The sequence below is a fragment of the Oribacterium sp. oral taxon 078 str. F0262 genome, from assembly GCF_000160135.1.
Lineage (GTDB): Bacteria > Bacillota > Clostridia > Lachnospirales > Lachnospiraceae > Oribacterium.
The window spans coordinates 87360-111117 of sequence record NZ_GG729938.1; the positions used below are offsets into that span (position 1 = coordinate 87360).

Here is a 23758-nt window from a genome sequence, read left to right on the forward strand (position 1 = left end):
CCTATGCCGGAAAGTCCTGTTGACAGGGAAGAGGGCATTACGTATAATAATAAAGCTGTCTGCCCGCAGACAGCAAACGCCCATGCCATATTCTGGCATCATCATGAAGATAAGTCTCTTGTGATTTTCCGCTTTCCGCTGTGCTCAGGGCCCGGATCGCCCGGAAGGCAGCAGCCGAGCTCCTTTTTGGGAGGAGCTTCACTCCGGGAGGCAGTCACAGCTGCTCCGAAAGATTCTTTCGGCGGATCGCCTGTACGCGGCAGTCGGAATGGGAGCGCCCTATGGTGGAGCAAACCGATCGCTCGGCCGGGGAAGAGGGGACTTATACAGCAAGCAGGGCGAGAGCCCGGGCTACATTAAATACTGAAATCAGTCCAAGGGCTGGACCAGAGTAAGTAGCCTGCATACAGGAGGTTGTTATGAATTCTTATGTAGCAAAAGCTTCTACTATTGAGAGGAAGTGGTATCTGGTAGATGCAGACGGCAAGACGCTTGGGCGCCTTGCGTCAGAGATCGCTTCCGTTCTTCGCGGAAAGAAGAAGCCGACGTTCACCCCGTTTCTTGACTGTGGCGACTATGTCATCGTCATCAATGCGGAGAAGATCCATGTGACAGGAAAGAAGCTGGATCAGAAGCTCTACCGCACGCATTCCCGCTATGTCGGTTCCATGAAGGAGACCACACTTCGGGATATGAAGGCGAAGAAGCCGGAGCAGGTGATTGAGCTGGCAGTCAAGGGTATGCTTCCCAAGGGACCGCTGGGCAGACAGATGTACAAGAAGCTGTTCGTTTATGCCGGACCGGAGCACAAGCATCAGGCGCAGCAGCCGGTTGCGCTTTCTATTTAAGGGGGGATATCTAAATGGCGACTAACAGAAATTACGGCACGGGCAGAAGGAAGAGTTCTGTAGCCAGAGTTTATATCATGCCGGGCAGCGGAAAGGTCACGATCAACAAGAGAACTCTCGATGAGTACTTCGGTCTGGAGACCCTGAAGACCATCGTGAAGCAGCCTCTCGTCCTGACGCAGAACGAGGGCAAGCTGGACATCCTCGTCAACGTAAGAGGAGGCGGTTACACCGGGCAGGCCGGAGCGATTCGCCACGGGATCTCCCGCGCGCTCTGCGAGATGGATGTAGAGTTCAGACCGGTTCTGAAAAAGGCCGGCTTCCTGACGAGAGATTCCAGGATGAAGGAGAGAAAGAAATACGGTCTCAAGGCCGCCCGTCGTGCTCCGCAGTTCAGCAAGCGATAATCGACTTTTCAGATTATACCAAGATGGTTCACCGCCCCCGGAAAATCAAGGTTTTCCGGGGTTTTTTCATGCCCAAAAGTTCTGGTATCGTTTATCCCAATTTGGCATTTTTTGATGTAAAAAATGGCGTGAGCAAGTGGTCCAACAGCTATTTTTGACCCAAAAATGTGAGCAGAGTGGTCCAAATCGTAGGTGATCCAGAGTTAAAATTCAATAGGATTTCAAACTTCAGAGTTTGATTTTGGGGAGAACTTTTACATCCGATTTAACTTTGTCACAGTTTGTCCTAATACGATATCTGTTTGAAATAAATATGAACTTACATAGAGCGTCAGCTCATTCTTTAAAGTTGAAGAATGAGTTGGCGCTCTTTTTTGTTTCCGGAAAAGGAACGGAAACAAATGAAATTCAAAAACAGGAGGTTAATTAAATGATGGATTTCAATGAGTTCACAGAAAAGTTGGAGCATAACTTGAAAGTTGCACTGGAGGACGGTCCGCCGGGTGCTCATGTGCAGAAGCAGGAAGTGGAAAAGATGCAGGGGCAGTCCTATACGGCACTGACTGTGACGCCGGCAGACAGAAATGTTGGAATGAACATCAATGCAAATGCCCTGTATGAACAGATGCAGTACGGAGCCAGTTACCAGAACGTACTCTCCCATGCATTGAATCAAGCCACGGCATTTGTACAGGATTCTCCTCAGTTTGATGTGCATACCATCACAAATTATGAGCAGACAAAAACGAAGCTGTTTGTAGAGGTGGTGGGGGCGGAGAGAAATGCAGCCATGCTGGAAAAACTTCCCCATGTACAAATGGAAGACATGGCAATGGTGTATAGCATTCAGGTTGCAGAGAAAGATGGAGCGATTGCCAGCACACTGATTTCCAATCAGCTGATGGCTGCCATGGGAGTCACGGCAGAGAAGCTGTATCAGGATGCGATTGCTAATTCTGTCAATATGCGACCGGCAAAGGTACAGAAGCTTTCAGAAGTTCTTGCTGAAATGATGGATGTACCTGTAAAAACGGTGGAAAAGTCTGCGCCGCCATTATTGGTTGTAACAACGGAAGATAAAATCAAAGGGGCTTGTGCAATGTTTTATCCGGAGATGATGGATCAGCTTGCTAAAGAAACAGGTGGCAATTTCTTTATTCTTCCTTCATCCGTTCACGAAGTTTTAGTGATGCCGGATAAGGGAGAGATGAGTGCCGAGGAACTTAAGGATATGGTCACAGCCATCAATGGCGATGTAGTCGATCCTGCGGATGTGCTTACCGATCAGGTCTGTCACTATGATGCGAAGGAACGAATCTTTGAGCGTGGGGATAAGTTTGAAGCAAGACAGGCAGATAAAGAGAGAGAAGGAGATAGATCTTCTGTACTCAAAGATTTAAAGGATAAGCAGAAAGATATTCAGTTTGTTACAAGGGGATCTGATTTAAAGAGTAAAGCTGATATGGAGCTGTAAGAAAGTTGAGGTGAGGAGAATGAAATATTTTATGACAGGTCGTTTGGCAGCCTATGAACGTATGATGCAGGATAACGGTGAGAGGTATGGCGGCAGAAATGCAGATGGTGCAAAGATAGGAAAAGATCAAGCTGTCCAGAAAGACAGGGCTGCTCATCGCGATGCAGTAAAGGCCGGTGATATCTATGCCCGTCATCAGAGTTGAAAAGAATAAGGATTTCACCACCATCTGCAACATTCCATTGAAAGATAGCACATTGAGCCTTCGGGCTAAGGGACTTCTTGCCATGTGTATCAGTTTTCCGGACAGCTGGAATTACAGCGTGAATGGTCTTGCAGCCATTTGTGTAGAGGGTCGAGATGCCATTATGACGATACTTCGTGAACTGGAAGAACATGGGTATCTTACTCGAACCAGAGAGAGGCTTCCGTCAGGGCAGCTGGGTACAGTGGAATATGTGATCCATGAAGTCCCGCCTAAGTCGGATTCTCCTACTGTGGTAAAGCCAACACAGGAAGCTCCAATATTGGCTGAGCCTGCGTTGGAGGACGCGACACAATTAAGTACTAATGAATTAAAGAAAGAAGAGATAAAAGAAACAAAGAATAAAGAGATACGCCACAAACATGGTGTGTATGGAAATGTGCTGCTATCGGAGGAAGAGCTTGGCAGGCTTCAATCGGAATTTCCCTATGACTATGAAGAACGTATCGAGCGTCTTTCGGAGTATATGGCTTCTACAGGTAAATCTTATAAAAATCATCTGGCCACTATTCGTAACTGGGCAAGAAGAGAGAAACCGCAAAAGCAGACATATAGTCCCTCAATGTATGAATTTAAGGAGGGTGAAAGCCTATGAGTGAAAAAGTAGGAGATTTCATTGATTCATTTATATCCAAGATGAATGACCGGAGAGAGGTTAAAGAGAACGAGTATCTTGGAGAAAATGGATTGATTCATTGCAACAAGTGTCATACGCCCTTGCAGTGCCGTATCAGTCTTAATGGAAAAGATACGATTGTCAGTTGTATCTGTAAATGTAGGCAGGGGGAAATGGAAAGGGAGAAGAAAAGGCAGGAAGAGGAGGAGCGTCTTCGCAGAATCCAGAAACTTAAAGCGAATGGTATTCAAGAAAAGCATCTTTTAGAATGGCGATTTGATGTTGCAGAGAATAGCAAGGATATCCAGATAGGAAAACGCTATGTGAAAAATTGGAAGAAGGTCAGGGGAGACAACCTTGGCCTTTTGTTATGGGGAGAAGTAGGAAGCGGGAAGTCATTTCTTGCTGCCTGTATCGCCAATGCACTATTGGAACAGGGGATCCCCGTACTGATGACTAATTTTTCAAAAATATTGAATCAGATGGGAGCAATGTATTCGGAGGAAAGATACCAGTATATTGCTTCCTTTTCTAATTTTCCGCTTCTTATCATTGATGACTTGGGGATTGAACGCAGTACGGAATATGCACTGGAACAAGTATATGCAGTGATTGATGAGCGTTATAAATCAGGACTTCCTCTTATTATCACAACGAATCTAACGATTGCAGAGATGAGAAACCCATCTGATGTTCCTCATGCTCGTATTTACAGTCGCATTTTAGAGATGTGTACGCCATTGAATATCAGTGGAGGAGACCGCAGAAAGGGAATCAGCCGTTCAAAGACAGACACGATAAAGGAGGTACTGGAGCTGTGAAGCGTAAACATAAGCATACTTGCAGGTTTTGGGAAGATGAAAACGACATTTATAGACATAGGGAGGAGGTGAAGAAGAGGTATGGCAAAAACAAAAGCTACAGAAAGTCAAAAAAATGGATCAGTCGAAGACGCTGCGGTTAATATTGAACACCTGGACTTAAAGCTGTCAGAATTACATCCCTTTGAAGGGCACCTGTTTAAGGTATTGGATGACGAGTTGATGGAACAGACAGTGGAGAGTATCAAGCAGATCGGGATACTTGAACCGCTGGTTGTAAGACCTGATACGGATGGCGGATATGAAGTGATTTCCGGTCACAGACGACTTCGGGCTGCGTACCTTGCAGGACTTGAGACTGTGCTGGTGCAAGTAAGGAATATGGACGATGATCAAGCTGTGATATTCATGGTGGATTCCAACATCCAGAGAGAGACAATTCTTCCCAGTGAAAGGGCATATGCTTACAAGATGAAGCTGGAGGCGATGAATCATCAAGGGGAGAGGCGAGACTTAACTTATTCCCAACTTGGGAACAAGTTAGATGGAAAAAAATCTAGTGAAATTATGGCAGAGGAAATAGGGACAAGTAAGAACCAGATTTTTCGATATATCCGTCTTACCAATTTGATTCCAGAAATCTTAGACCAGGTGGATGAGGGGAAAATCAAGTTCAATCCGGCTGTGGAATTGTCTTATCTGAAACCGGATGAACAGAAAGAATTTCTGGAAGCGATGGATTATGCCCAGACAACGCCATCGCTGTCACAGGCTCAGCGCATAAAGAATATGAGCCAGGAAGGTATCTGCAATTTGGAGACCATGTGCGATGTAATGAATGAAATCAAGAAGGATGATATGACAAAGGTTACTTTGGATCATGCGACAATCCGAAAATATTTTCCGAAGTCCTATACACCGAAGCAGATGCAGGACACAATCATTCGTCTGCTTGATCAGTGGCAGAAGAAGCGGCAACGAGATATAGAACGATAAAAATGGAGGAACTGAGAATGCAGAAAAAGATGAATATGGGTAACACTTTTGAGAAATGTGGAACATGTAATTGTGAGAAAAATACTCTTACTGCTGAGGATAATGCGATGAAAGTGATTGAGAAAAGTGAAGACCTTATCAGAAGTGTTTTGGTGGATCTGCTTGACGCTTCTCGCTTGCTTGTACTTGAAAAAATTGAGAAAACAGCGTTTGAAGAAAAAATTGCAGTCATGATCGTCATGGATAGGGAGGGTGATTTCTTGGTTATTACAGAAGATGAAGTGGAAGAAAAATATCCGGATAAGGAGTTTTCTGAAGTTGCAGTAATTTCTGACGGACAGCTGATTGCAGCCTTTGATCCGGATGATGTAGTCACTCTTGGGGATGCAGATTATTTGATCGGACCGATGCTGATTTATGAAATTGATGAGAATGGAAACGACGTGGATATTGATAAAGACACCATTGGCTGTGCAGTTGATTATGCGTTTTGTAATGAGGTGGAGATTTGCGTGGATGATCAGAATATCCCGGCATTTCGTCTGATATAAGGAGGAGCCATGAAGGAATATGATGTGATGATTAAAGAAACACTTCAGAGAAAAGTAACCGTGGAGGCGAAGTCGCGGTATGAAGCAGAACAGATGGTGACGGATGCCTGGAATCATCAGGATTATGTTCTTGGGGCAGAGGATTTTACCGAAGTTTCTTTTGATACGGTGGAGGAACGGGAGTGTTCTATGCCAAAAGAGAAAATCAAGGTGCTGCTTATACGACCGAATGCATATCCGGAAAAGATTTCGATTGGTACAGAGCTGGAAGATTTGCAGAAGGCAGTAGGCGGATATATTGAGGTCACTTATCCATTTTCGGAAGAGGTTGGACTTGTTATGAATGAGGAAGGAAAGCTGAATGGATTGTCACTTAACCGTGCGCTCCGCAGCGAAGATGGGGATGTGTACGATGTAATTGCAGGAGACTTTCTTGTTGTGGGTCTGACGGACGAAAACTTTGGTTCTTTGACACCAGAGCAGATGGATAAATTTGAGGCTATGTTTCATCAACCGGAGATGTTTGTAAAAATGGGGCGTAGCGTGATGGCCATTCCACTTACGGATGATCAGGTGGAACAGCCGTCTGATTCATCGGTACAGGAAGAAGTGAAGAAAGTCCCATTGAATTGGGAGTTTGGGGAAGAAACGGTATCTCTAAATGTGGCAGATTATGCCTACGGCGGTGGACTCCATATTGGCATCACCAGCTATTGAGAAGACGGTCCTGAGCCGTTTGCAGATATGACGGTGAATCTTCCGGCTTATACGCTTAAACCCAATGAAGCTTTTATTTCCGGTGATATGAGCAGAGATCTTCTGAACTTCATCCAGGAAAATAAGCTGGGTGAAATCCTTTCATTTGAAGGAAAGTCAGGCTATGGCAGTTATAAGGCAGTGGCTTTTGATATGGAGAAGCTTAAAGAATTTGATCCAAAAGGAGTATCCAAATTCATGAAGGATCATGGAATGCCTGAAAAGACCGAACCGGCAAAGAAGAAAAACAAAGATATGGAGCGATAAGCGCCACTAATTGAATACGGAAGGAGGGTACAGATGCAGGAAGAAATTGAAAACAGAACCGTCCATTTGGTAGTCAGTACAACAAAGCTATCTGCGAGAACGATCATTCGTGGCTTCCAGCTGTGGAAGGCTCACCATGAAAAGGCAAAAGCAAAGAACGCTGCTGTCAAAGACCTGCCAGCACATGGCAAACAGAGCATTAAGGAACTAATCGGTCAGAACCAGGGAGTGACTAATATTGACATCTCCAAGACGGATTTAAAAGGCTTTGAACAGGTGGCTCGTAAATATGGTGTGGACTATGCCATTACGAAAGATAAGGGAGTGATTCCGCCAAAGTATATGGTGTTTTTTAAAGCTAGAGATGCAGATGCTCTTACCGCCGCATTTACAGAGTTTAGTAATCAGAAAATGAAAAGGCTGGAGAAACCGAGCGTACTCAAGCAGCTTGCGAAGCTGAAAGAAATGGTGGCAGCCATTATGCCGGATAAGATTCGTTATAAGAGTCAGGAGCGTGATCTATGAGCAATAAGACGAGAAAGCTTTTGATTCTGAGTCTGCCATATATCTTGTTAAGCCTATTTGCTACGAATTTGGCAGAAGCGTGGAGAATTGCTGAGGGGATGAATATGTCAGCCAGGATACTTTCTTTTATGACAATGATTGGCATAGCATTCCAAAATCCCTTACCGAGTATCTATCCTACAGATTTGCTGTTTGGGTTACTGTGTGGTGCGGCTATTCGAATTGCCGTTTATCTGAAAGGCAAAAATGCTAAGAAGTATCGTCACAATGTAGAGTATGGTTCTGCTCGCTGGGTTGCATAATATTAACTGAACAGGAGTGATATATAGACACAAAAAAGGAGGATAACGCCATGATGGAATATGCAACCAAAATCACTGCGCTATACTCCCGCCTTTCAGTTGGTGATGAGGATAGGGACGGCGGCGAAAGCAACAGTATTGTAAATCAAAAGGCATTTTTAGAGCGATATGCAAGACAGCATAAGCTTATGAATATTCATCACTATATCGACGATGATGAAAGCGGTAGGTTCTTTGACCGCTCCGCCTATACACAGATGATAAGCGATGTGGAAAACGGTAAAATCGGCATTGTCATTATGAAAGATATGACAAGATGGGGACGAGATTATCTCCAAGTAGGAAATGCGATGGAGATATTCCGTAGAAACAATGTACGCTTTATTGCCATCAACAACGGTATCGACAGTAAAGACCAAAATACATTGGAATTTGCCCCATTTATCAATATCATGTCAGAGTGGTATGCAAGAGACATCAGCAAGAAAGTAACAACAGGCATTAAGACCAAAGGAGCAAGCGGAAAGCCAGTTGCAACAGAAGCCCCTTACGGCTATATAAAAGACCCTAACAACAAAGATTTTTGGATAGTCGATAAAGAAGCTGCCGAAGTCGTAAAACTCATTTTTAGACTGTTTATGGATGGGAAAAACAGAAATCAGATAGCCGTTTACTTGAAAGATAAAGAAATACTAACCCCGACCTTTTATATGAAACAGCAAGACAGAGGAACGGCGAAAAACAGAAAGCTGAATGAAGAAAACCGCTATAACTGGAACAAAGCAACCTTAACACGCATACTGAAAAGACAGGAGTATTGTGGCGATGTAGTCAACTTCAAAACTGAAAAGCATTATAAAGATAAGCGAAACCATTATGTAGATAAAGACAAGTGGCAAATAATCCCTGATGTACACGAACCAATCATAGATAGAAGTACCTATGAAAATGTACAACGGATATTAAAAAATGCACCGGTAAAAAGACCAAACGGAGATGGAGAAATCTACCCATTATCGGGACTGATGTACTGTAAAGATTGCGGTACAAAAATGCACATACGCACCATACACAAGAACAATAAGGTACAGCATGTAACCTATTGCAGTGAATATGCCAAAGGAAAAGCTAAGCACCCTAAATGCCATTCTCCACATCGCATTGATGTCGATGATGTGATGGAAAATCTAACAGAGGTTTTGCGAAAGATAGCAAAGTATTCATTAGCAAATAAAGGAGAATTTGAGGTATTGGTAAAAAGCAGTCTTGCAAAAGAACAGACCGAAGAAGTAGTGAAACAGAAAAAGCGTATCCCGCAAATTACAGACCGAATGGAACAGATAGAAAGAGTTATGAATAAGCTGTATGAGGACAATGCACTGGGCAATATCGAAAGGGAACGCTATGAATTACTATCAAGGAAGTATGCAGAAGAATATTACAGCTTAAAAGCAGAACAAGAGAAAATAGAGGAACACTTATCTGAATTTGAAAATGCCAACCAAAGAGCAAAGAACTTTATCAAACTTGCAGAAAGCTATTCAGACTTTGAAGAACTTACCTCTACCGCCATCAATGAATTTATCAGTAAAATTGTAGTGCATGAGCGAGATGTTAAAAGAGCAAAATATGCGGTTCAGCGAATAGAAGTGTATTTCAACTATATCGGAAAATTTGAAAATGAACTCACAAAAGATATAGAGCCGACAGAACAGGAAATGATACAGATGAGAGAAGAAATAGAAGAAGCCAAGAAAGAAAAATCAAGAGCATATCATAGGGCATATTCCAAAGATTATAGAGCTAAAAATATTGAAAAATTCAGAGAGTATGAACGGATAAAAGCACGAGAATACAGGGCAAGAAAGAAGCTACAAGCGACAACCTAAAATTAAATATCAATCAAAATGAAAAGAGGTTTCTTAATTGCAGGAAATCTTTTTTTGTGCAAGTAAAAAGGAGGAATTGAATGACAGAAAAACAAGAAGCACAGAACGATAAAATACAGACAGTAAAAGAACAGACCATACCCCAGAAGCCGAACAATATCATGATAAAAAAGATTAGAGGAAAAACTTTTGTAACAGAGATATATTTTGACCCAAACAGTAAGGATACATTTCAAGATAAGCTGTTAAAGGTAGTGAAATCGGAGCGGAAAGAATAGACAAAATGAGATCAGTAAATCAAATCGGTTTACTGTTTTTTCTTTACTAAAAATCAGAAAGGAGAACAGAAAATGAAAAATATAGATGAAAAAATCTTAATGGCAGAAGAGGAAATTAAGCAGTTACAAAACAAAAGAAAAAAACTCATCAGTCAGCAGAAACAGGAAGAACGAAAGAAAAGAGATAAAAGGCTTTATGAAAAAGGAGCAGTTTTTGAAAGTATCTTTAACGAAAGCAAGGATTTTACCAAAGATGAATTTTATCAGCTAATTACATTCCCAAATATCAAAGAAGCGATAAATGAAAAAATCCTAAAAATCATGGAGAAAAGAGAAAAAACGGAAGAAGAAAACATAGAAAAACAAGAGAAAGTAACGGAAACAGAGCAGTAGTCCCTTGTTTACAAGGGCGCACATATACACCTTAACAGGTGCGTGCGTTCTCCGAAGGCTCTTAGCAGAGGGCATATCAGCTAACGCTGATACAGGGGAGCTACACTCCCCTACGGAAATAAATTTCCTACCCCTTGTGTACTTCCCAAAAGAAATCGGATAAAAAGCTATCCGATTTCTTTAGGAAGTCTTATTCATCGCCACACCAAAGTATCAGAGAAACGAAAGGAGGTGTTCCCTTATGGCGATATATCATCTCAGTATCAAAATTATCTCAAGAGGCAAAGGCAAGAGTGCAGTTGCGTGCAGTTGCAGCTTCCGCCTATCGAAGTGGCGAAAAGATAAAAAATGAATATGACGGCATAGTCCACGACTTTACAAGAAAAGGCGGAATAGCCCATACTGAAATTCTATTACCACAAAATGCACCACAGGAATTTTCAGACAGAGGAACATTATGGAACAGTGTCGAGAAAATAGAAAAAAGTAAAAACTCACAGCTTGCAAGAGAAATTGAAGTTGCTCTACCTAAAGAATTAGACCGAGAAAAACAAATAAATCTTGTAAGAGAATATGTAAAAGAAAATTTTGTAGAAGTCGGTATGTGTGCCGATATTGCATTACACGATAAAAATGACGGAAATCCACATGCACATATCCTACTAACCATGCGACCACTAAACGAAGATACAACATGGGGAGCAAAATCAAAAAAGGAATATATCCTTGATGAAAACGGAGAAAAAGTAAAACTAAAAAATGGAAATTTCAAAACAAGAAAAATAGATACAGTCGATTGGAACAAGCAAGACAAGGCAGAGCATTGGCGAAAAGCATGGGCAGACATTACAAATAAATATCTTGAAGAAAACAGCATATATGATAAAGTTGACCATCGTTCTTATCAAAGACAGGGCATAGAACAAATACCGACCATTCATTTAGGAGTATCAGCAAGTCAAATGGAAAAGAAAGGCATAGCCACAGACAGAGGAAATAGAGGAAATATCAACCGAGAAATCAAACATCAAAATGCGATTTTAAGAGAAATCTCAAGAAGAATAAAAGCATTACTAAATTGGATAAGAGGAATAGGCAAAGAAGAAAAAACAGAAAACGAAAATATAAAGTCCACCTTCACACCCAAAGAAAATCTGTTATCAGTTTTTGAAAATCTTATCCGTAAAAATGCAGATAAGAATAATGCAGGCTTAGAAAAATATATTGAGAGTTATCAGCTACTCAAAGAGAAAAATATCACTTCCGTATCTGAACTGAAAGAAAGCATGGTTACTTTAAGAGATAAGAATTACAAGACCACAAGAACTATTAAAGATACCGAAAAGAAGATTGATGAAAAAACACAACTTATCGACCAAGCAGAGAAATATTTGAAGCATAAGGACATCTACAAAGCCTATACCAAACTAAAGAAAAATAAACAGGATACTTTCTACAATGAACATACCGCAGAGATTATTTTATTTGAAAGTGCAAGGAAGTATTTGAAAGAACATTTAGGCGAAAGCAAATCCTTAAATATATCCAAATTGAAATTGGAAGTAACAGCCTTGAAGAAAGAAAAAGATAGTCTGTATTCTCAAATCATAGACCTACGGAAAGAAGTGGAACAAGCTGAAAGTGTTAGAAGCTGTATAGAGAATTTGCAACAAGAAAACAGAGAAATAACACAGGCAAAGAAACAAGAATTAGAGCTATAAAACTAAGTAAAAATATGATAAAATATTCAAGATATTAAGTGAAACAAATTGGAAGTTGTGTAGGTGATGAATATGATATTTCATGAATTTGGTGATAAAAATTTTCCACATATATTATTGATACATGGCGGAGGTAATTCCTGGTGGAATTATCTTCGGCAGGCTCAAATGTTATCCGATAAATACCATGTAATTTTACCAACACTTAATGGTCATGGAGAAGAATATCAAAAAGATTACATTTCAACTGAAGATTCTGCACTGCAAATTATGGATTATATAAAGAATAATTGTGATGGGAAATTGTTTGCTGTGGGTGGCGTTTCTCTGGGCGGTCAAATTGCAATTGAGTTATTGTCATTAGATAGTGATATAGCTCATAAAGCAATAATAGATGGGAGTATTTGTATTCCTCAACCCAAATTAGCAAGAATTAATATAGTTATTGTAAAGTTATTTGGAAAACTTATGTTTAGCAAAGTAGCATGCAAAATCCAGTTGAGTTTAATGAAAAAAATGTATCCCAATATGGCTTATCCAGAAGAAATAGAAAATTACTATATGGAGGATATGCCAAGGATTCCCATTAAAACATTAGTTACTATGTACCAAACATATATGGGAAGATATACACTTAAAAATGCTATTACAGAAAGTAAAGCACAGGTTTTATATATTTATGGTGAAAAAGAAATGAGTTGCGTTAAGGAGTCGGCTAAGCTATTTAAGGAAATGCATCCCAATTGTACTCTGTATGAAGCTAAAGGTTATAATCATGGATATTTATCAGCTTATCTACCTTTAGAGTGGATGGCTCTGGTTAATCCATTTTTGAAAAACAATATTTATTAATAAAACCTAAACCTAAATTATAAAGTTATATGACAAATTTGAATTTACCGAGGTAACATAGAATGAAAAAGATGAGAGCAATAGTGGAAAAAGGGCGCTCAGGTGTTCCAAGACCGTTGTTTTTGATTTTGATGACCATTTTTCTTCTGACTGGTTGTTTGGTAAATACTGCCGGTTCAGTGCAAGAGGTCGAGAGCTATCATCAGATCGATCAAGATATGGCAAAGCAGATGATGACCCGGGATGACGGGCATGTGATTGTAGATGCCCGCAGGCAAGATGAATACGATGCAGGCCATATTCCTGGCGCAATTCTAATTCCAAATGAGAGCATTGAAGCGGAGCGGCCGGAAGAACTCCCGGATCTGGATCAGATCATCCTGATTTACTGCCGAAGCGGGAACAGATCCAAGCAAGCAGCGCAAAAGCTTGCGGACATGGGATATACCAACATCTACGAATTCGGCGGGATCAACACCTGGTCCGGAGAGATCGTGACAGGAGAAACTACTATGGAGATACCGGAGAATATAAAAACAATCTATCTTGCAGGCGGCTGCTTCTGGGGAACGCAGAAGTTCTTTGATCAGTTTGTCGGCGTAATCCGAACAGAAGCAGGTTATGCAAACGGACCTGACGAAGCTCCGACCTATCAGGACGTCTGTAACAGCAGCGGGCATGCCGAGACAGTGCGGGTCGACTATGACCCTGCTGTAATTTCTCTGACTGATTTGCTGAATTACTATTTCATGGTGATCGATCCGCTCTCTGTAAACAAACAGGGCAATGATCGAGGCATCCAGTACCGGACGGGGATCTATTATACGGAAGAAGACCAGCTTCCGGAAATCGAAGCGGTTTATCGGGCGGAGGAAGAGAAAGCCGGAGCCAGGCTTGCTGTTGAACTGCTTCCGTTGGAAAACTTCTTCCCCGCAGAAGAGTATCACCAGAAGTATCTGGACAAGAATCCCGGCGGCTACTGCCATATCCCGCGCAGTTACTTTGATCTTCAGCAAAACAGCGCAGAAGAATCTGCAGATGAACTTCGGGTGCGGATCGGCGATTTGGCCTTTGAGGTCACACAGCACGCCGCCACGGAGTACGCCTTCACCGGCGAGTATGACGACTTCTTTGAAAAGGGCCTTTATGTCGACATTGTCAGCGGCGAACCGCTCTTTACATCCATGGACAAGTATAGTATAATTCCGGGTGTGGCTGGCCGGCGTTCACCAGGCCGATCGCGGAAGATGCTGTCACTGAGGCCGTGGACACTTCACATGGTATGGTCCGGACGGAAGTGCGCAGCAGCGGCGCGGATTCCCATCTGGGTCACGTGTTCAACGATGGTCCCCGCGAGTCCGGCGGGCTGCGTTATTGCATCAACTCGGCAGCTCTTAGATTCATTCCCTACGATGAACTGGAAGAACAAGGGTATGGGGAGTATCGGAAGCTCTTTGAGTAAGAATAATCAAAAATCAATACAAGGAGGCATATAGCAATGGAAGAAAAAAGAATCTATGAAATGGACATGGTAAAACAAGAAGACAAAAAAGCTGCAAAGAAAACACCTTTTTACCAAACAGAATCTACAGGAGGGTCGGTGTGGGTGATTAAACCGGGACAAACCTTGCAGAAGCACCGTCACCACAATTCTGATGATATCTGGATCATTTTACAGGGAGAAGGAATATTCTATCCCGAACCGGATAAAGAGATTCCCTTAAAAAAAGGACAGGTTATCGTTTCTCCTAAAGGTGCATGTCACGGCGCAATGAACACAGGAACAGAGGATATAGTTTTTGTGAGTATCGTTGCACCGGTTCCGGCAGATTATGATCCTATAGGCGAATGAAATACATTTTTTTGAATGTGTTTTGATAAATTCCAGTTTGTCTAATTGAATAGAACAATTTTAGAAACAGTAAATCACAAAGGTTTGCTGTTTTTTCTTATTTATTTTTTCAAAATAAAAGCGTCAATAAATCAAAAAAGGTACTTGACAAAACGCTCTCTGGGGAACGGCAAAAGACATTGAACCATTTATAGATCCTGAATTTAAAAACAATGTGATATTGACACAGACAGAGCGGCTGATGATGGGGAACAGGCCGAAGAATCCGGCGAATGCACGAAATAAAAATGTATTGATTATCGGTGGATCTGGTTCCGGAAAGACGCGATTTTGGCTTAAGCCGAATCTGTTGCAGGGACACAGTTCTTATGTAATTACCGATCCCAAAGGGGATATCGTTATTGATTGCGGACACTTTCTCTTGAAAAAAGGATATGATGTTCGCATTTTTAATACCATCAATTTCAGAAAATCAATGCATTACAATCCGTTCTCATATATCCACAGTGAAAAGGACATTCTGAAACTAACTACCACGCTGATTTCCAATACCAAAGGGGATGGAAAAGCCGGAGATGAGTTTTGGACGAAAGCAGAGACACTGCTTTATTGTGCTTTGATTGGATATATTCATTACGAAGCACCGCAGGATGAACAAAACTTTGCAACGTTGATCGAGTTTTTGAATGCAATGGAAGTTCGTGAAGATGATGAAAATTTCCAAAATCCAGTAGATCAGATGTTTGAAGCGCTGAAACAGAAAAAACCAAATCACTTTGCGGTAAGACAGTATGCAAAGTTTAAATTAACTGCCGGTGTAATAACCTCTAAGAGTAGTTTTAACACAAGAGACAACAAAGTCCGTGTTGAGGCTGTTTTTAGAGGTTTTTACATAATCGAGAAAGGAGGACGTTGCTATGCAGAAAGGCAACATCACAGCGCTGTACGAACGTCTGTCCCGGGACGACGAGCTTCAGGGCGAATCAAACAGTATCAGCAACCAGAAAAGAATGCTCATGGACTTTGCGAAGGCCAACGACCTGCCTTGTCCGGTGCATTTTACTGACGACGGGATTTCTGGCACCCGCTTCGACCGTCCGGGATTCATGGAAATGATGGATGAGGTTAATAAAGGAAATGTAGGAATAATTTGCATCAAGGACATGAGCAGAATGGGCCGCGACTATCTGAAAGTCGGCCAGATCATGGAGATGCTCCGACAGAAAGGGGTACGTCTGATCGCTATCAATGACGGTGTAGACACCTTCAAGGGCGACGATGACTTTACTCCCTTCCGGAACATCATGAACGAATGGTACGCAAGGGATACGTCCAAGAAGATCAAGTCCGTGTTCAGGGCCAAGGGCAACTCCGGCAAACACGTCGCAAGCACCTGCCCCTATGGATATCTTAAAGATGAAAACGATGGGAATCACTGGATCGTAGACGAGGAAGCTGCCGAAGTGGTCCGCAGGATCTTCAGACTGACTATCGAGGGATATGGGCCATACCAGATCACTCAGATCCTGAAGAATGATAAGGTCGAGATCCCCGCCGTCCATATGGCGAGGTTCGGTCAGGGCCTGAACAAGAGCAAGACCTTCAAGGATCCTTATAATTGGTCCTCTTCGACCGTTGTAAGCATTCTCCGGAAGCCGGAATATCTGGGACATACGGTCAACTTCAAGACCGCGAAGCATTTCAAGGACAAGAAGAGCCATTATGTTTCTCAGGACAACTGGGTGATCTTCGAGAATACGCAGGAGCCGATCATCGACCAGCTCACCTTTGATCTGGTCCAAAAGATCCGCAGTAATGTCCGGCGATATCCTGACGGCTGGGGTGAAGTCCATCTGCTGACAGGCCTGATGTACTGCGCTGACTGCGGCGCGAAGATGTACGTCCACAGGGTCAACAATGGTAAGCGCGAGGCCCAGTACACCTGCTCCGCTTATTCCAAGGTCCCGGTCGGAACGCTCTGCCCGACACAGCACAGGATCTCAGAGGAAAACGTGTTGATCCTTATAAAGGACCTGCTCAAGGCGATAGCCGAGTATTCCAAGATCGATCGTGAAGCGTTTACCAGAACCGTCATCGAGGCACAGGACAAGAAATACTCTGCCGATATCGTGAAAATGAAGCAGACCATCGATGCTGATAACCGCCGTTTGGATGAACTGGAAAAGCTGATCTGCCGCATCTATGAGGATAATATCCTTGGCAAGCTCCCTGATGAACGCTATATGTTCCTGTCCACATCCTATGAGGCTGAGCGTAAGAAGTTGGTCGAGGAAGTCCGTATCTGTGAGCAGTCAGTTCAGGAGTACAACAAGAATGCCCACAATGCTGAGCGGTTCATCACACTGATCGACAAGTACGCGAACTTTGAGGAGCTTACGAACCAGATGCTTCTGGAACTGATCGACAAGATCCTTGTCCATGAACGCGATGTGAAGGGGTCCATCAACTGTTCACAGGAAATAGAGATCTACTTCAATTTCATTGGCAGATATCTCCCACCGGATTTCGTGAAAGAGCCGACGGCTGAAGAACTTGAAGCTATGGAGATCGAGCGCAAGAAGAAAGCGAAGGCCCATGCCGCCTATCTGCGCCGCAAGGAAAGCGGATGGCAGAAAGCCTATGAAGCAAGGATTAAAGCCGAGAAGAAGGCCAAGATCGAAGCCATGAAGGAAGAGATCCGGCAGGAAGATAAGGAGAACGGGATCTTCTATATGGTTGCCGATTGCCCTGAAGGAGAACCAACAGTTGTCCATGTCGGTGAGACTTATGATGGCCACAACTATTTGCTTCCGACTGGAACGTTGGGAAACAATTAAAAATTGATATGTTACTGATTCGCTTGCGAAAACCTCCCATGTGTGGTATGATGGTCAAGAAATTCAGCAAAAGCTGAATTAAATTCAGCAAACAGAGAGTTCTATTATGAGAGGTCTGTATGTCTGTCAGTTATAAAAAGCTTTGGAAGATGCTTATAGACAAAGATATGAAAAAGAAGGATTTGTGTGTTGCTGCGGGCATCAGTCATGCTTCTATGGCAAAGCTGGGAAAGAACGAAAACGTCACTACAGATATTTTAGTCAAGATTTGTGAAGCACTGCGTTGTGATATAAGCGACATTATGGAAATCACAGAAAACAAGTGAAACAAGCTCATCGGAGGTCGAAAATGAGATTACCAAATGATTTTGAAGAAAGAATCGGAAGTGCTATCCAGTTTTTCTGGGCTACTCGTACAGGTCAAATATCTCGACAGAATGCATCTGGAGTTCATGATCAAGGAAATCGAGGTGCTGTGACAGGAGGGAAACAGCTGGATGGATTTGTTGATCTTATCCGAGATATCCTTCTAATAAACGGAGTTCCGAGAGAATGCATTTTTACAAGTTCAGATGTGGAGCTTCCCGGGTATTATAGGCCTAATAAGAAATGGGATTTGCTTGTCGTTGATAATAATGAACTTGTAATTGCCATTGAGTTTAAAAGTCAAGTTGGGCCTTCCTTTGGAAACAATTTCAATAACCGAACAGAGGAAGCTATGGGAGGCGCTCTTGATATTTGGACCGCCTACAGAGAAGGAGTTTTTGGAGTTCAAAAAGCTCCGTGGTTGGGTTATTTCTTGGTTCTTGAAGATTGCGCAAGGTCTAATGAACCGGTGAGGGTGAGATCGCCACATTTTCCTGTTTTGCAAGAATTTGTGGATGCTTCATATAAAGAGCGTTATGAAATCTTCTGTAGTAAGCTGTTATTAGAACGACAGTATAGTGGCGCATGCTTTACCACGACAGGAGTTCAGGAAGGGCGGATTTTTTATAGCTTTCCACGGGAAGAATTATCATGTATGGAATTCATTCGTTCGATGATTGGGGCAGTTGTGTCACATTTTGGCAATTAAGGGAGGAACTCGAATGACGCAGAATGTATTATTTCATGCGGATTCGCGAGACCTTAGTTTTATTAAAGATGGGAGCGTTCATCTAATTCTTACTTCGCCACCATACTTTAATTTAAAAGAGTATCGCAGAGGAGATAATCAGCTGGGGATAATCAATGATTACCAGCAGTTTGTCGATGAGTTAGAAAAGGTTTGGAAGGAATGTTATCGCGTTCTTGTTCCTGGAGGAAGAATCGTTTGTGTCGTAGGTGATGTATGTCTCTCAAGAAGAAAGTATGGAAGGCATGTAGTAATGCCTCTGCACTCAGACATAGCAGTCTCATGCCGTAGAATTGGTTTCGATAATTTGAATCCCATCTTATGGCATAAGATTTCAAATGCGGCATTCGAAGCGAATACTAACAGTTCTATACTAGGAAAGCCATATGAACCAAATGCGATTATAAAGAATGACATGGAATATATCCTTATGGAAAGAAAGCCTGGAGGATATAGAAAGCCAACAGAACAACAAAGGGAAAAAAGTAAAATAGATAAAGAGGATTTCCAAAGCTGGTTCACTCAAATATGGGAGATGCCGGGAGCTTCTACAAGAAATGGTCATCCTGCTCCATTTCCGCTTGAACTTGCAACAAGGCTTGTAAAGATGTTCTCTTTTGTCGATGATGTTGTCTTAGACCCTTTCTGTGGGAGTGGCACAACGATGCTAGCAGCAATCAATGAAGGTCGATCTGCTGTTGGCGTAGAAGCTGAGGAGTATTATTGTAGGTATACTCTGGATAGGATTGAGAAGGAAAAGACATTGTTTCACATTTACGACGTTCATTATTACGACATTAGCAAGGAACCGGATAGTTACGAATCAAGAAAAAAGGACGTCGTTAATTCTTGAACTAAATATTTTTGCCATAGATTCTTAAACTTAGGCTCTCAACCGTGAAAAGTTGAGGGCTTTTGTTTTATCTATTGAACAGGATCAGTCGCATGGCGATCCTGTGAAAACCGAATATGACCAAGACCAAGGCCCCGACCTGGTCGGTCAGATGAGGAAGCCGTTGAGCTTCGCTCCTACCGTTCATTTGCGGATGGCAGCGAAACACTCAGCGGCTATTTTTTGTGGGACCGTCCAGTGAACGGTTCCGCAAAAAACCGGAAGGACTGAAACGAGCCGCCGGGCAAACGGCGAGATTCAGCACTGCCGGAGCAAGGGGGCAAGGGGAACGCGGTTCCCTTTGGCAGAGTTAAGAGGCGGCAGTCTCTTATCTGGGTGCTGGGGCGAAGCGTCCGGCGCGGGTCGAGGGCAAGGCCCCGCCCAGTTAAGTGTTGGGAACCGACACTTAATACTGGGTATTACCTGCCGACACGTGATCCGTTTTCCGGGGTTTGATATTGTCAATAATGGTTGACAGATTTTCCTCAAGGATTTGCAACCCTAAGCTGCTTCCTGTAAAGATGAATAGTATTGTTGTCTCTTGACCATGGGTGGAAGGCCATCATTTGCGGAACAATTTGCGGAACAGATTCGACGGTTATTCCAGTAGCTCATGTAGTAACGCCAGATGAGCTCTTTTAGCTCAGTTACAGTCATCTTCTCGGTGTCATAGCGATCATATAAGAGTTCAGATTTCATTCTCGCCCACATGCTCTCACAACGAGCATTATCATGGCAACGGCCACCATCACTGTTCATGCTCTGTGTTATATGGCAGTCCTGTACGGCTCTACGGTAGCAATCACTGGTGTACTGTACTCCGCGATCACTATGGCAGATCGCACCTTCGATCCCCGGGTAAGCCTTATGAGCATTCCTCAGGGTTCGGGCACACAGCGGAGCCTTCATGTTGGTAGCCATTGCCAGTCCTAAGACAGCCAGATCGAAGCAGTCAAACATAGCAGAAACATAGAGTTTCCCATCACTCGCCTTGATTTCGGTTATGTCCGTAACACATTTTGTCAGTGGCTCTGTTGACCTGAAATCCCGCTTGAGCAGATCATCCGATTTACGAGCAGCCTTGTCGGCTTTCGTTATTCCATTTGGCTTACGCTTTGGACGATGACTGATGCCGATTTCTTCCATTACTCGATAGACGGTCCGCTCACTCGGGATATCGACATCCTTCGGCTTCTTCTGCAGAAGAGCATCACGCATCCTGGAACGACCATAGGTATCATTACATTCATCTTCCTTTAGGATATCCCGCATAGCATCGGCCAGCTTCTGATATTTCCAAGGCCGATCCTTACGTTGCAGGTATTTATAGAATGCCTGGCGGCTCACATGAAGCATCCGACAGTAGAATGTAAGTTTCCCTTTCATCATGCCGCCTTCTATCTTAACAGCGATATATTTCAGCCTTTCATTTTTGCTGACTTCAGACGGCTTGCGGCGAAAAAAGCGCCGGCTTCCTCCAGGAACTCGTTTTCTTCTTTAAGACGACGAATTTCCTTATCCTGATCTTTGACCTGCTTCCGTAAGGTGATCAGCTCCTCATTCAGGGTCATAGCACTTTTGGGGGTCTGGGATCCCGCTCCAAGATCCAGATTTCCGAGCCTATTAGCGCGTATCCATGTATAGAGCGTGTTTTTGGGGATGCCGAGTTCACGTGCAGCTTTTGCCTGGCCAATCTCTTTTGCCAGCTTAACTGCCTGGATTTTGTACTCCTGATCGTACTGTCTGTTAGTTGCCACCGTAAACGCCTCCTTATTTTCTTGATTATAATGAAATCCTTGAGAATAAGATGTCAACTTTATTTATACAGCATCAGTTTTATGAGGCAGGGGTAAAGCATGATTTTCAAAAACGAGGAGGAATAGTAATCGATGAAAATGACAAGACACAATGGCAGGTCCGGCAAGCATGGGACTTACAATCCGAAGCACAATGACCGCCGCTTCGACATCGGGAACAGTGACCACATCGATCAGGAAAGGGCAAAGCAGAATGTGTACTGGGACTGTTATCAGGGATTTCACTTTCCCACCGATCAGGAACAGGAAGACAAGATCGTTTATTCCTTCGAGCAGATCGAGCGTGCTTATTATCATGAGCATTACGGCGAGTACTGCAACGGTCAGCATGAGCGAAACAGGCAGAGCGGACATTCGAGCAGAGACAGATCGCCGGACGATCTCTGGAAGGATAAAAAGACCTGCCCGGAAGAATCCGTGATCCAGATCGGCACGATGGAGCATTCCGTCCCGCCGGAGGTTTTGGCAGAGATCGCGGCAGAGTTCTTTGAGGAATTCAAGAAACGGTTCGGAGATCACATCCACATCTTGGACTGGTCACTGCATCTGGACGAAGCGACACCGCACATCCATGAGCGGCACGTCTTCGATTGTGAAAACCGTTATGGCGAGATCGCGCCTCAACAGGAAAAAGCACTCGAAGCTCTGGGGTTCGACCTTCCGAATCCTGATCAGAAACCCGGCAAGCTGAACAACAGAAAAATGACTTTCGATGCTGCCTGCCGTGCCATGCTTTTCGATATCTGCGAGAAGCACGGACTTCATCTGGATCATGAGCCGGAATATGGTGGTCGGAAGTATTTGGAGAAGCAGGACTACATCCTGATGAAGCAAAAGGAAAAGATCGCGGTTCAGGACCAGACGATTTCCGCAAAGGAAGCCGAACTTAAATCTATCACGGTCCGCATCAAGGACACTGAAGCTTTTGTTGAAGAAGTTTCCGAGGTGGCCTATGAGAAAGCGGTTGAAGTGGTGACTGAGAAGGTGGTCGAGGAAACCCATAACGCTGATTTCGATCTGGTCATGCATCATGGGAAAAAGGTGGTCAGTGATCCGGCACTCTCCCCGGAAAAGAAAAAGTTCGCCAACCAGATCTTCGGAAATCTTTTGCAGACATTCTCCGGCATGACACAGGCGATCAGCGCGAAGCTGAAGCAGATCTTCCGGGAACCGGAAAGCAAGAACGAAGCTAAGGAGCCGATCCGGAGATCCATCCGGGAGCTGCTTGCAAGAAACCGCGCCGTGGCCGATGCCGCCAATGCCGCAAGAAGGACCGAACAGAATCCGGCCCGGAAGAAGAAACAACAGAATATCGAGCGTTGAGAAGTGTCTGTTTTTGATCAGGTTTACCGATGAAGACAGGCGCTTTTTCATGCCCGGCAAAGAAAGAAGGTGATGTATTTGGGATTCTATTCGCAGGTGAAAAAGCAGGTCAGCACCCGAGAGGCTGCTGAGCATTACGGCTTTAAGGTCGGCCGGAACGGCATGATGAAGTGTCCGTTTCACGATGACAGGAATCCGAGCATGAAGGTCGATCAGAATTTCATCTGCTTCGGCTGTCAGGAAAAGGGCGACGTGATCCGTTTTGTATCGAAGCTGTTTGACCTACCGCCCTACGATGCCGCTGTGAAACTCACCGAAGATATGGGCCTCACGGTGACTGCGGAAAACAGGCCGGGCGTTCAGCCTGGCATTCGTAAGAAAGCCAAGCGTGAACGGACGGAGCGACAGCAATTTGAGCAGTCAGTGGACCGTGTGTACGGTGTCTACTGCGACTATTTCCGTCTCCTGAACCAGTGGGCAGAGGAATACGCGCCTCGTTCTCCGACAGAGGATCTGCATCCCCTGTTCGTCGAGGCCATGCACCAGAGGGAATATGTAGAGTACCTTCTGGACCTTCTACTTTACGGTTCAAGTGTAGTGGTCAAGCTTTTTTGTAACACGTATGGCTTAATAATTCGATATTCCAGTCCTTGCCTCAAATGGTGTCTTATATCCATTGTATGAATGAGGTCGCACATGGTTGTACCATACATATGCAAATTCATCGATGGACGAGTATAGCACCTCCTCAGATGAATACTCGTGTAGATATAAGAGCTCATTTTTCAAGGTGTTGAAATACCGCTCCATAGGAGCATTGTCATAAGGATAACCAGCTTTATTCATGCTCTGGGTTATGCCGGCAGAGGCACAATAATCCGTGAATTCTTTAGATGTATATTGTGATCCCTGATCCGAATGTAAGATAAGGCTGCCGCTGATGGATTTCTGGTTTTCCAGGG

Annotated in this window: 25 protein-coding genes and 4 pseudogenes; 26 read left to right on the forward strand and 3 right to left on the reverse strand. The window is 43.5% G+C overall.

Translation table 11 applies throughout. The features are described from left to right. The first annotated feature begins 419 nt into the window (after positions 1 to 419). The 24 genes and pseudogenes from rplM to GCWU000341_RS12290 all read left to right on the forward strand — a co-directional run bounded on the left by rplM (position 420) and on the right by GCWU000341_RS12290 (position 19617). The gene (gene rplM / locus GCWU000341_RS12180) at positions 420 to 848 is read left to right on the forward strand and encodes a 50S ribosomal protein L13 (RefSeq protein WP_009216368.1); all 429 of its coding nucleotides are present in this window, start codon (positions 420 to 422) and stop codon (positions 846 to 848) included. A gap of 14 nt (positions 849 to 862) precedes the next feature. Next, positions 863 to 1255: a 30S ribosomal protein S9 gene (gene rpsI, locus GCWU000341_RS12185; RefSeq protein WP_009216369.1), complete on the forward strand. Its 393-nt coding sequence runs from the start codon at positions 863 to 865 to the stop codon at positions 1253 to 1255. Between the two features lie 430 nt (positions 1256 to 1685). Further along, positions 1686 to 2729: a DUF5688 family protein gene (locus GCWU000341_RS12190; protein ID WP_009216371.1), complete on the forward strand. Its 1044-nt coding sequence runs from the start codon at positions 1686 to 1688 to the stop codon at positions 2727 to 2729. 19 nt (positions 2730 to 2748) lie between these two features. Beyond that, entirely contained in the window at positions 2749 to 2934 is a 186-nt protein-coding gene (locus GCWU000341_RS12195; protein WP_009216372.1) for a hypothetical protein, read from the forward strand. After that, positions 2915 to 3589 carry a helix-turn-helix domain-containing protein gene (locus GCWU000341_RS12200; RefSeq protein ID WP_009216373.1) on the forward strand — a complete coding sequence of 225 codons (675 nt, stop codon included), beginning with the start codon at positions 2915 to 2917 and terminating at the stop codon, positions 3587 to 3589. Before GCWU000341_RS12195 ends, GCWU000341_RS12200 begins: the two co-directional genes overlap by 20 nt. Next, the gene (locus GCWU000341_RS12205) at positions 3586 to 4431 is read left to right on the forward strand and encodes an ATP-binding protein (RefSeq protein WP_009216374.1); all 846 of its coding nucleotides are present in this window, start codon (positions 3586 to 3588) and stop codon (positions 4429 to 4431) included. Before GCWU000341_RS12200 ends, GCWU000341_RS12205 begins: the two co-directional genes overlap by 4 nt. A gap of 81 nt (positions 4432 to 4512) precedes the next feature. Continuing rightward, complete coding sequence (locus GCWU000341_RS12210) at positions 4513 to 5427, forward strand: ParB/RepB/Spo0J family partition protein (RefSeq protein WP_009216375.1); 915 nt, start codon at positions 4513 to 4515, stop codon at positions 5425 to 5427. 17 nt (positions 5428 to 5444) lie between these two features. Continuing rightward, a complete protein-coding gene (locus tag GCWU000341_RS12215) occupies positions 5445 to 5978 on the forward strand; it encodes a hypothetical protein (protein ID WP_207635074.1) in 534 nt (177 codons plus the stop codon). A gap of 9 nt (positions 5979 to 5987) precedes the next feature. Next, positions 5988 to 6695, forward strand: coding sequence for a DUF3846 domain-containing protein (locus tag GCWU000341_RS12220; protein ID WP_009216377.1), 708 nt, complete (start codon positions 5988 to 5990; stop codon positions 6693 to 6695). Between the two features lie 12 nt (positions 6696 to 6707). Further along, positions 6708 to 7001: pseudogene (locus GCWU000341_RS13300) on the forward strand (DUF4313 domain-containing protein); the annotation flags it as partial. A 33-nt stretch (positions 7002 to 7034) separates the two neighbouring features. Further along, on the forward strand, positions 7035 to 7526 hold the full coding sequence (locus GCWU000341_RS12230; RefSeq protein ID WP_009216379.1) for a PcfB family protein: 492 nt from the start codon (positions 7035 to 7037) through the stop codon (positions 7524 to 7526). Beyond that, positions 7523 to 7819 (forward strand): annotated as a pseudogene (locus tag GCWU000341_RS12235) (conjugal transfer protein TraG); the annotation flags it as partial. The gene GCWU000341_RS12230 and the pseudogene GCWU000341_RS12235, both read left to right, overlap by 4 nt. Before the next feature lie 59 nt (positions 7820 to 7878). Further along, positions 7879 to 9717 carry a recombinase family protein gene (locus tag GCWU000341_RS12240; protein WP_009216381.1) on the forward strand — a complete coding sequence of 613 codons (1839 nt, stop codon included), beginning with the start codon at positions 7879 to 7881 and terminating at the stop codon, positions 9715 to 9717. Positions 9718 to 9797: 80 nt separating this feature from the next. Beyond that, entirely contained in the window at positions 9798 to 9995 is a 198-nt protein-coding gene (locus GCWU000341_RS14055) for a transposon-encoded TnpW family protein (protein ID WP_009216382.1), read from the forward strand. Between the two features lie 72 nt (positions 9996 to 10067). Continuing rightward, positions 10068 to 10388: a DUF3847 domain-containing protein gene (locus tag GCWU000341_RS12250; protein ID WP_009216383.1), complete on the forward strand. Its 321-nt coding sequence runs from the start codon at positions 10068 to 10070 to the stop codon at positions 10386 to 10388. A gap of 241 nt (positions 10389 to 10629) precedes the next feature. Next, positions 10630 to 12109, forward strand: a pseudogene (gene mobQ / locus GCWU000341_RS12255) (MobQ family relaxase). Between the two features lie 66 nt (positions 12110 to 12175). Beyond that, the gene (locus tag GCWU000341_RS12260; RefSeq protein WP_009216385.1) at positions 12176 to 12961 is read left to right on the forward strand and encodes an alpha/beta fold hydrolase; all 786 of its coding nucleotides are present in this window, start codon (positions 12176 to 12178) and stop codon (positions 12959 to 12961) included. A gap of 62 nt (positions 12962 to 13023) precedes the next feature. Next, on the forward strand, positions 13024 to 14457 hold the full coding sequence (msrA, locus tag GCWU000341_RS14495; RefSeq protein WP_009216386.1) for a peptide-methionine (S)-S-oxide reductase MsrA: 1434 nt from the start codon (positions 13024 to 13026) through the stop codon (positions 14455 to 14457). Between the two features lie 2 nt (positions 14458 to 14459). After that, positions 14460 to 14813 (forward strand): cupin domain-containing protein, encoded by a 354-nt coding sequence (locus GCWU000341_RS12270; RefSeq protein ID WP_007593636.1) that lies wholly within the window; start codon positions 14460 to 14462, stop codon positions 14811 to 14813. A 151-nt stretch (positions 14814 to 14964) separates the two neighbouring features. After that, positions 14965 to 15648 (forward strand): annotated as a pseudogene (locus GCWU000341_RS13305) (type IV secretory system conjugative DNA transfer family protein); the annotation flags it as partial. A gap of 82 nt (positions 15649 to 15730) precedes the next feature. Further along, positions 15731 to 17650 (forward strand): recombinase family protein, encoded by a 1920-nt coding sequence (locus tag GCWU000341_RS12275; RefSeq protein WP_050762011.1) that lies wholly within the window; start codon positions 15731 to 15733, stop codon positions 17648 to 17650. A 119-nt stretch (positions 17651 to 17769) separates the two neighbouring features. Then, positions 17770 to 17976 (forward strand): helix-turn-helix domain-containing protein, encoded by a 207-nt coding sequence (locus tag GCWU000341_RS12280; protein WP_009216389.1) that lies wholly within the window; start codon positions 17770 to 17772, stop codon positions 17974 to 17976. A gap of 23 nt (positions 17977 to 17999) precedes the next feature. Beyond that, positions 18000 to 18725, forward strand: coding sequence for a PaeR7I family type II restriction endonuclease (locus GCWU000341_RS12285; RefSeq protein ID WP_009216390.1), 726 nt, complete (start codon positions 18000 to 18002; stop codon positions 18723 to 18725). 13 nt (positions 18726 to 18738) lie between these two features. Continuing rightward, positions 18739 to 19617 carry a DNA-methyltransferase gene (locus GCWU000341_RS12290; protein ID WP_009216391.1) on the forward strand — a complete coding sequence of 293 codons (879 nt, stop codon included), beginning with the start codon at positions 18739 to 18741 and terminating at the stop codon, positions 19615 to 19617. A 540-nt stretch (positions 19618 to 20157) separates the two neighbouring features. On the opposite strand, the gene GCWU000341_RS12295 is transcribed toward GCWU000341_RS12290, so the two are convergent. Together GCWU000341_RS12295 and GCWU000341_RS12300 are read right to left on the reverse strand one after the other, a co-directional pair. Next, a complete protein-coding gene (locus GCWU000341_RS12295; protein ID WP_009216393.1) occupies positions 20158 to 21045 on the reverse strand; it encodes an IS3 family transposase in 888 nt (295 codons plus the stop codon). Between the two features lie 29 nt (positions 21046 to 21074). Next, positions 21075 to 21413: a transposase gene (locus GCWU000341_RS12300; RefSeq protein WP_040654424.1), complete on the reverse strand. Its 339-nt coding sequence runs from the start codon at positions 21411 to 21413 to the stop codon at positions 21075 to 21077. A 132-nt stretch (positions 21414 to 21545) separates the two neighbouring features. On the opposite strand from GCWU000341_RS12300, the gene GCWU000341_RS12305 reads away from it, so the two are divergent. Then, positions 21546 to 22796 carry a hypothetical protein gene (locus GCWU000341_RS12305; protein WP_009216395.1) on the forward strand — a complete coding sequence of 417 codons (1251 nt, stop codon included), beginning with the start codon at positions 21546 to 21548 and terminating at the stop codon, positions 22794 to 22796. Positions 22797 to 22868: 72 nt separating this feature from the next. Continuing rightward, a complete protein-coding gene (locus GCWU000341_RS12310; protein ID WP_009216396.1) occupies positions 22869 to 23480 on the forward strand; it encodes a CHC2 zinc finger domain-containing protein in 612 nt (203 codons plus the stop codon). On the opposite strand, the gene GCWU000341_RS13310 is transcribed toward GCWU000341_RS12310, so the two are convergent. Further along, positions 23424 to 23758: integrase core domain-containing protein (locus tag GCWU000341_RS13310; RefSeq protein ID WP_155812868.1), on the reverse strand; the 335-nt coding region annotated here is incomplete at its 5' end. The two genes, GCWU000341_RS12310 and GCWU000341_RS13310, sit on opposite strands and share 57 nt — an antisense overlap.

What these genes read in the sequence shown, in the direction of transcription:
- GCWU000341_RS12210 (WP_009216375.1), top strand. Translation starts at nt 4,513, where the DNA reads ATGGCAAAAACAAAAGCTACAGAAAGTCAAAAAAATGGATCAGTCGAA.
- GCWU000341_RS12270 (WP_007593636.1), top strand. Translation starts at nt 14,460, where the DNA reads ATGGAAGAAAAAAGAATCTATGAAATGGACATGGTAAAACAAGAAGAC.
- GCWU000341_RS12195 (WP_009216372.1), top strand. Translation starts at nt 2,749, where the DNA reads ATGAAATATTTTATGACAGGTCGTTTGGCAGCCTATGAACGTATGATG.
- rplM (WP_009216368.1), top strand. Translation starts at nt 420, where the DNA reads ATGAATTCTTATGTAGCAAAAGCTTCTACTATTGAGAGGAAGTGGTAT.
- GCWU000341_RS12220 (WP_009216377.1), top strand. Translation starts at nt 5,988, where the DNA reads ATGAAGGAATATGATGTGATGATTAAAGAAACACTTCAGAGAAAAGTA.
- GCWU000341_RS12260 (WP_009216385.1), top strand. Translation starts at nt 12,176, where the DNA reads ATGAATATGATATTTCATGAATTTGGTGATAAAAATTTTCCACATATA.
- GCWU000341_RS12310 (WP_009216396.1), top strand. Translation starts at nt 22,869, where the DNA reads ATGTATTTGGGATTCTATTCGCAGGTGAAAAAGCAGGTCAGCACCCGA.
- GCWU000341_RS12215 (WP_207635074.1), top strand. Translation starts at nt 5,445, where the DNA reads ATGCAGAAAAAGATGAATATGGGTAACACTTTTGAGAAATGTGGAACA.
- GCWU000341_RS12240 (WP_009216381.1), top strand. Translation starts at nt 7,879, where the DNA reads ATGATGGAATATGCAACCAAAATCACTGCGCTATACTCCCGCCTTTCA.
- GCWU000341_RS12295 (WP_009216393.1), bottom strand. Translation starts at nt 21,045, where the DNA reads ATGATGAAAGGGAAACTTACATTCTACTGTCGGATGCTTCATGTGAGC.
- GCWU000341_RS12280 (WP_009216389.1), top strand. Translation starts at nt 17,770, where the DNA reads ATGTCTGTCAGTTATAAAAAGCTTTGGAAGATGCTTATAGACAAAGAT.
- GCWU000341_RS12290 (WP_009216391.1), top strand. Translation starts at nt 18,739, where the DNA reads ATGACGCAGAATGTATTATTTCATGCGGATTCGCGAGACCTTAGTTTT.
- GCWU000341_RS14055 (WP_009216382.1), top strand. Translation starts at nt 9,798, where the DNA reads ATGACAGAAAAACAAGAAGCACAGAACGATAAAATACAGACAGTAAAA.
- GCWU000341_RS12250 (WP_009216383.1), top strand. Translation starts at nt 10,068, where the DNA reads ATGAAAAATATAGATGAAAAAATCTTAATGGCAGAAGAGGAAATTAAG.
- GCWU000341_RS12305 (WP_009216395.1), top strand. Translation starts at nt 21,546, where the DNA reads ATGAAAATGACAAGACACAATGGCAGGTCCGGCAAGCATGGGACTTAC.
- GCWU000341_RS12275 (WP_050762011.1), top strand. Translation starts at nt 15,731, where the DNA reads ATGCAGAAAGGCAACATCACAGCGCTGTACGAACGTCTGTCCCGGGAC.
- rpsI (WP_009216369.1), top strand. Translation starts at nt 863, where the DNA reads ATGGCGACTAACAGAAATTACGGCACGGGCAGAAGGAAGAGTTCTGTA.
- GCWU000341_RS12205 (WP_009216374.1), top strand. Translation starts at nt 3,586, where the DNA reads ATGAGTGAAAAAGTAGGAGATTTCATTGATTCATTTATATCCAAGATG.
- GCWU000341_RS12200 (WP_009216373.1), top strand. Translation starts at nt 2,915, where the DNA reads ATGCCCGTCATCAGAGTTGAAAAGAATAAGGATTTCACCACCATCTGC.
- GCWU000341_RS12285 (WP_009216390.1), top strand. Translation starts at nt 18,000, where the DNA reads ATGAGATTACCAAATGATTTTGAAGAAAGAATCGGAAGTGCTATCCAG.
- GCWU000341_RS12190 (WP_009216371.1), top strand. Translation starts at nt 1,686, where the DNA reads ATGATGGATTTCAATGAGTTCACAGAAAAGTTGGAGCATAACTTGAAA.
- msrA (WP_009216386.1), top strand. Translation starts at nt 13,024, where the DNA reads ATGAAAAAGATGAGAGCAATAGTGGAAAAAGGGCGCTCAGGTGTTCCA.
- GCWU000341_RS12230 (WP_009216379.1), top strand. Translation starts at nt 7,035, where the DNA reads ATGCAGGAAGAAATTGAAAACAGAACCGTCCATTTGGTAGTCAGTACA.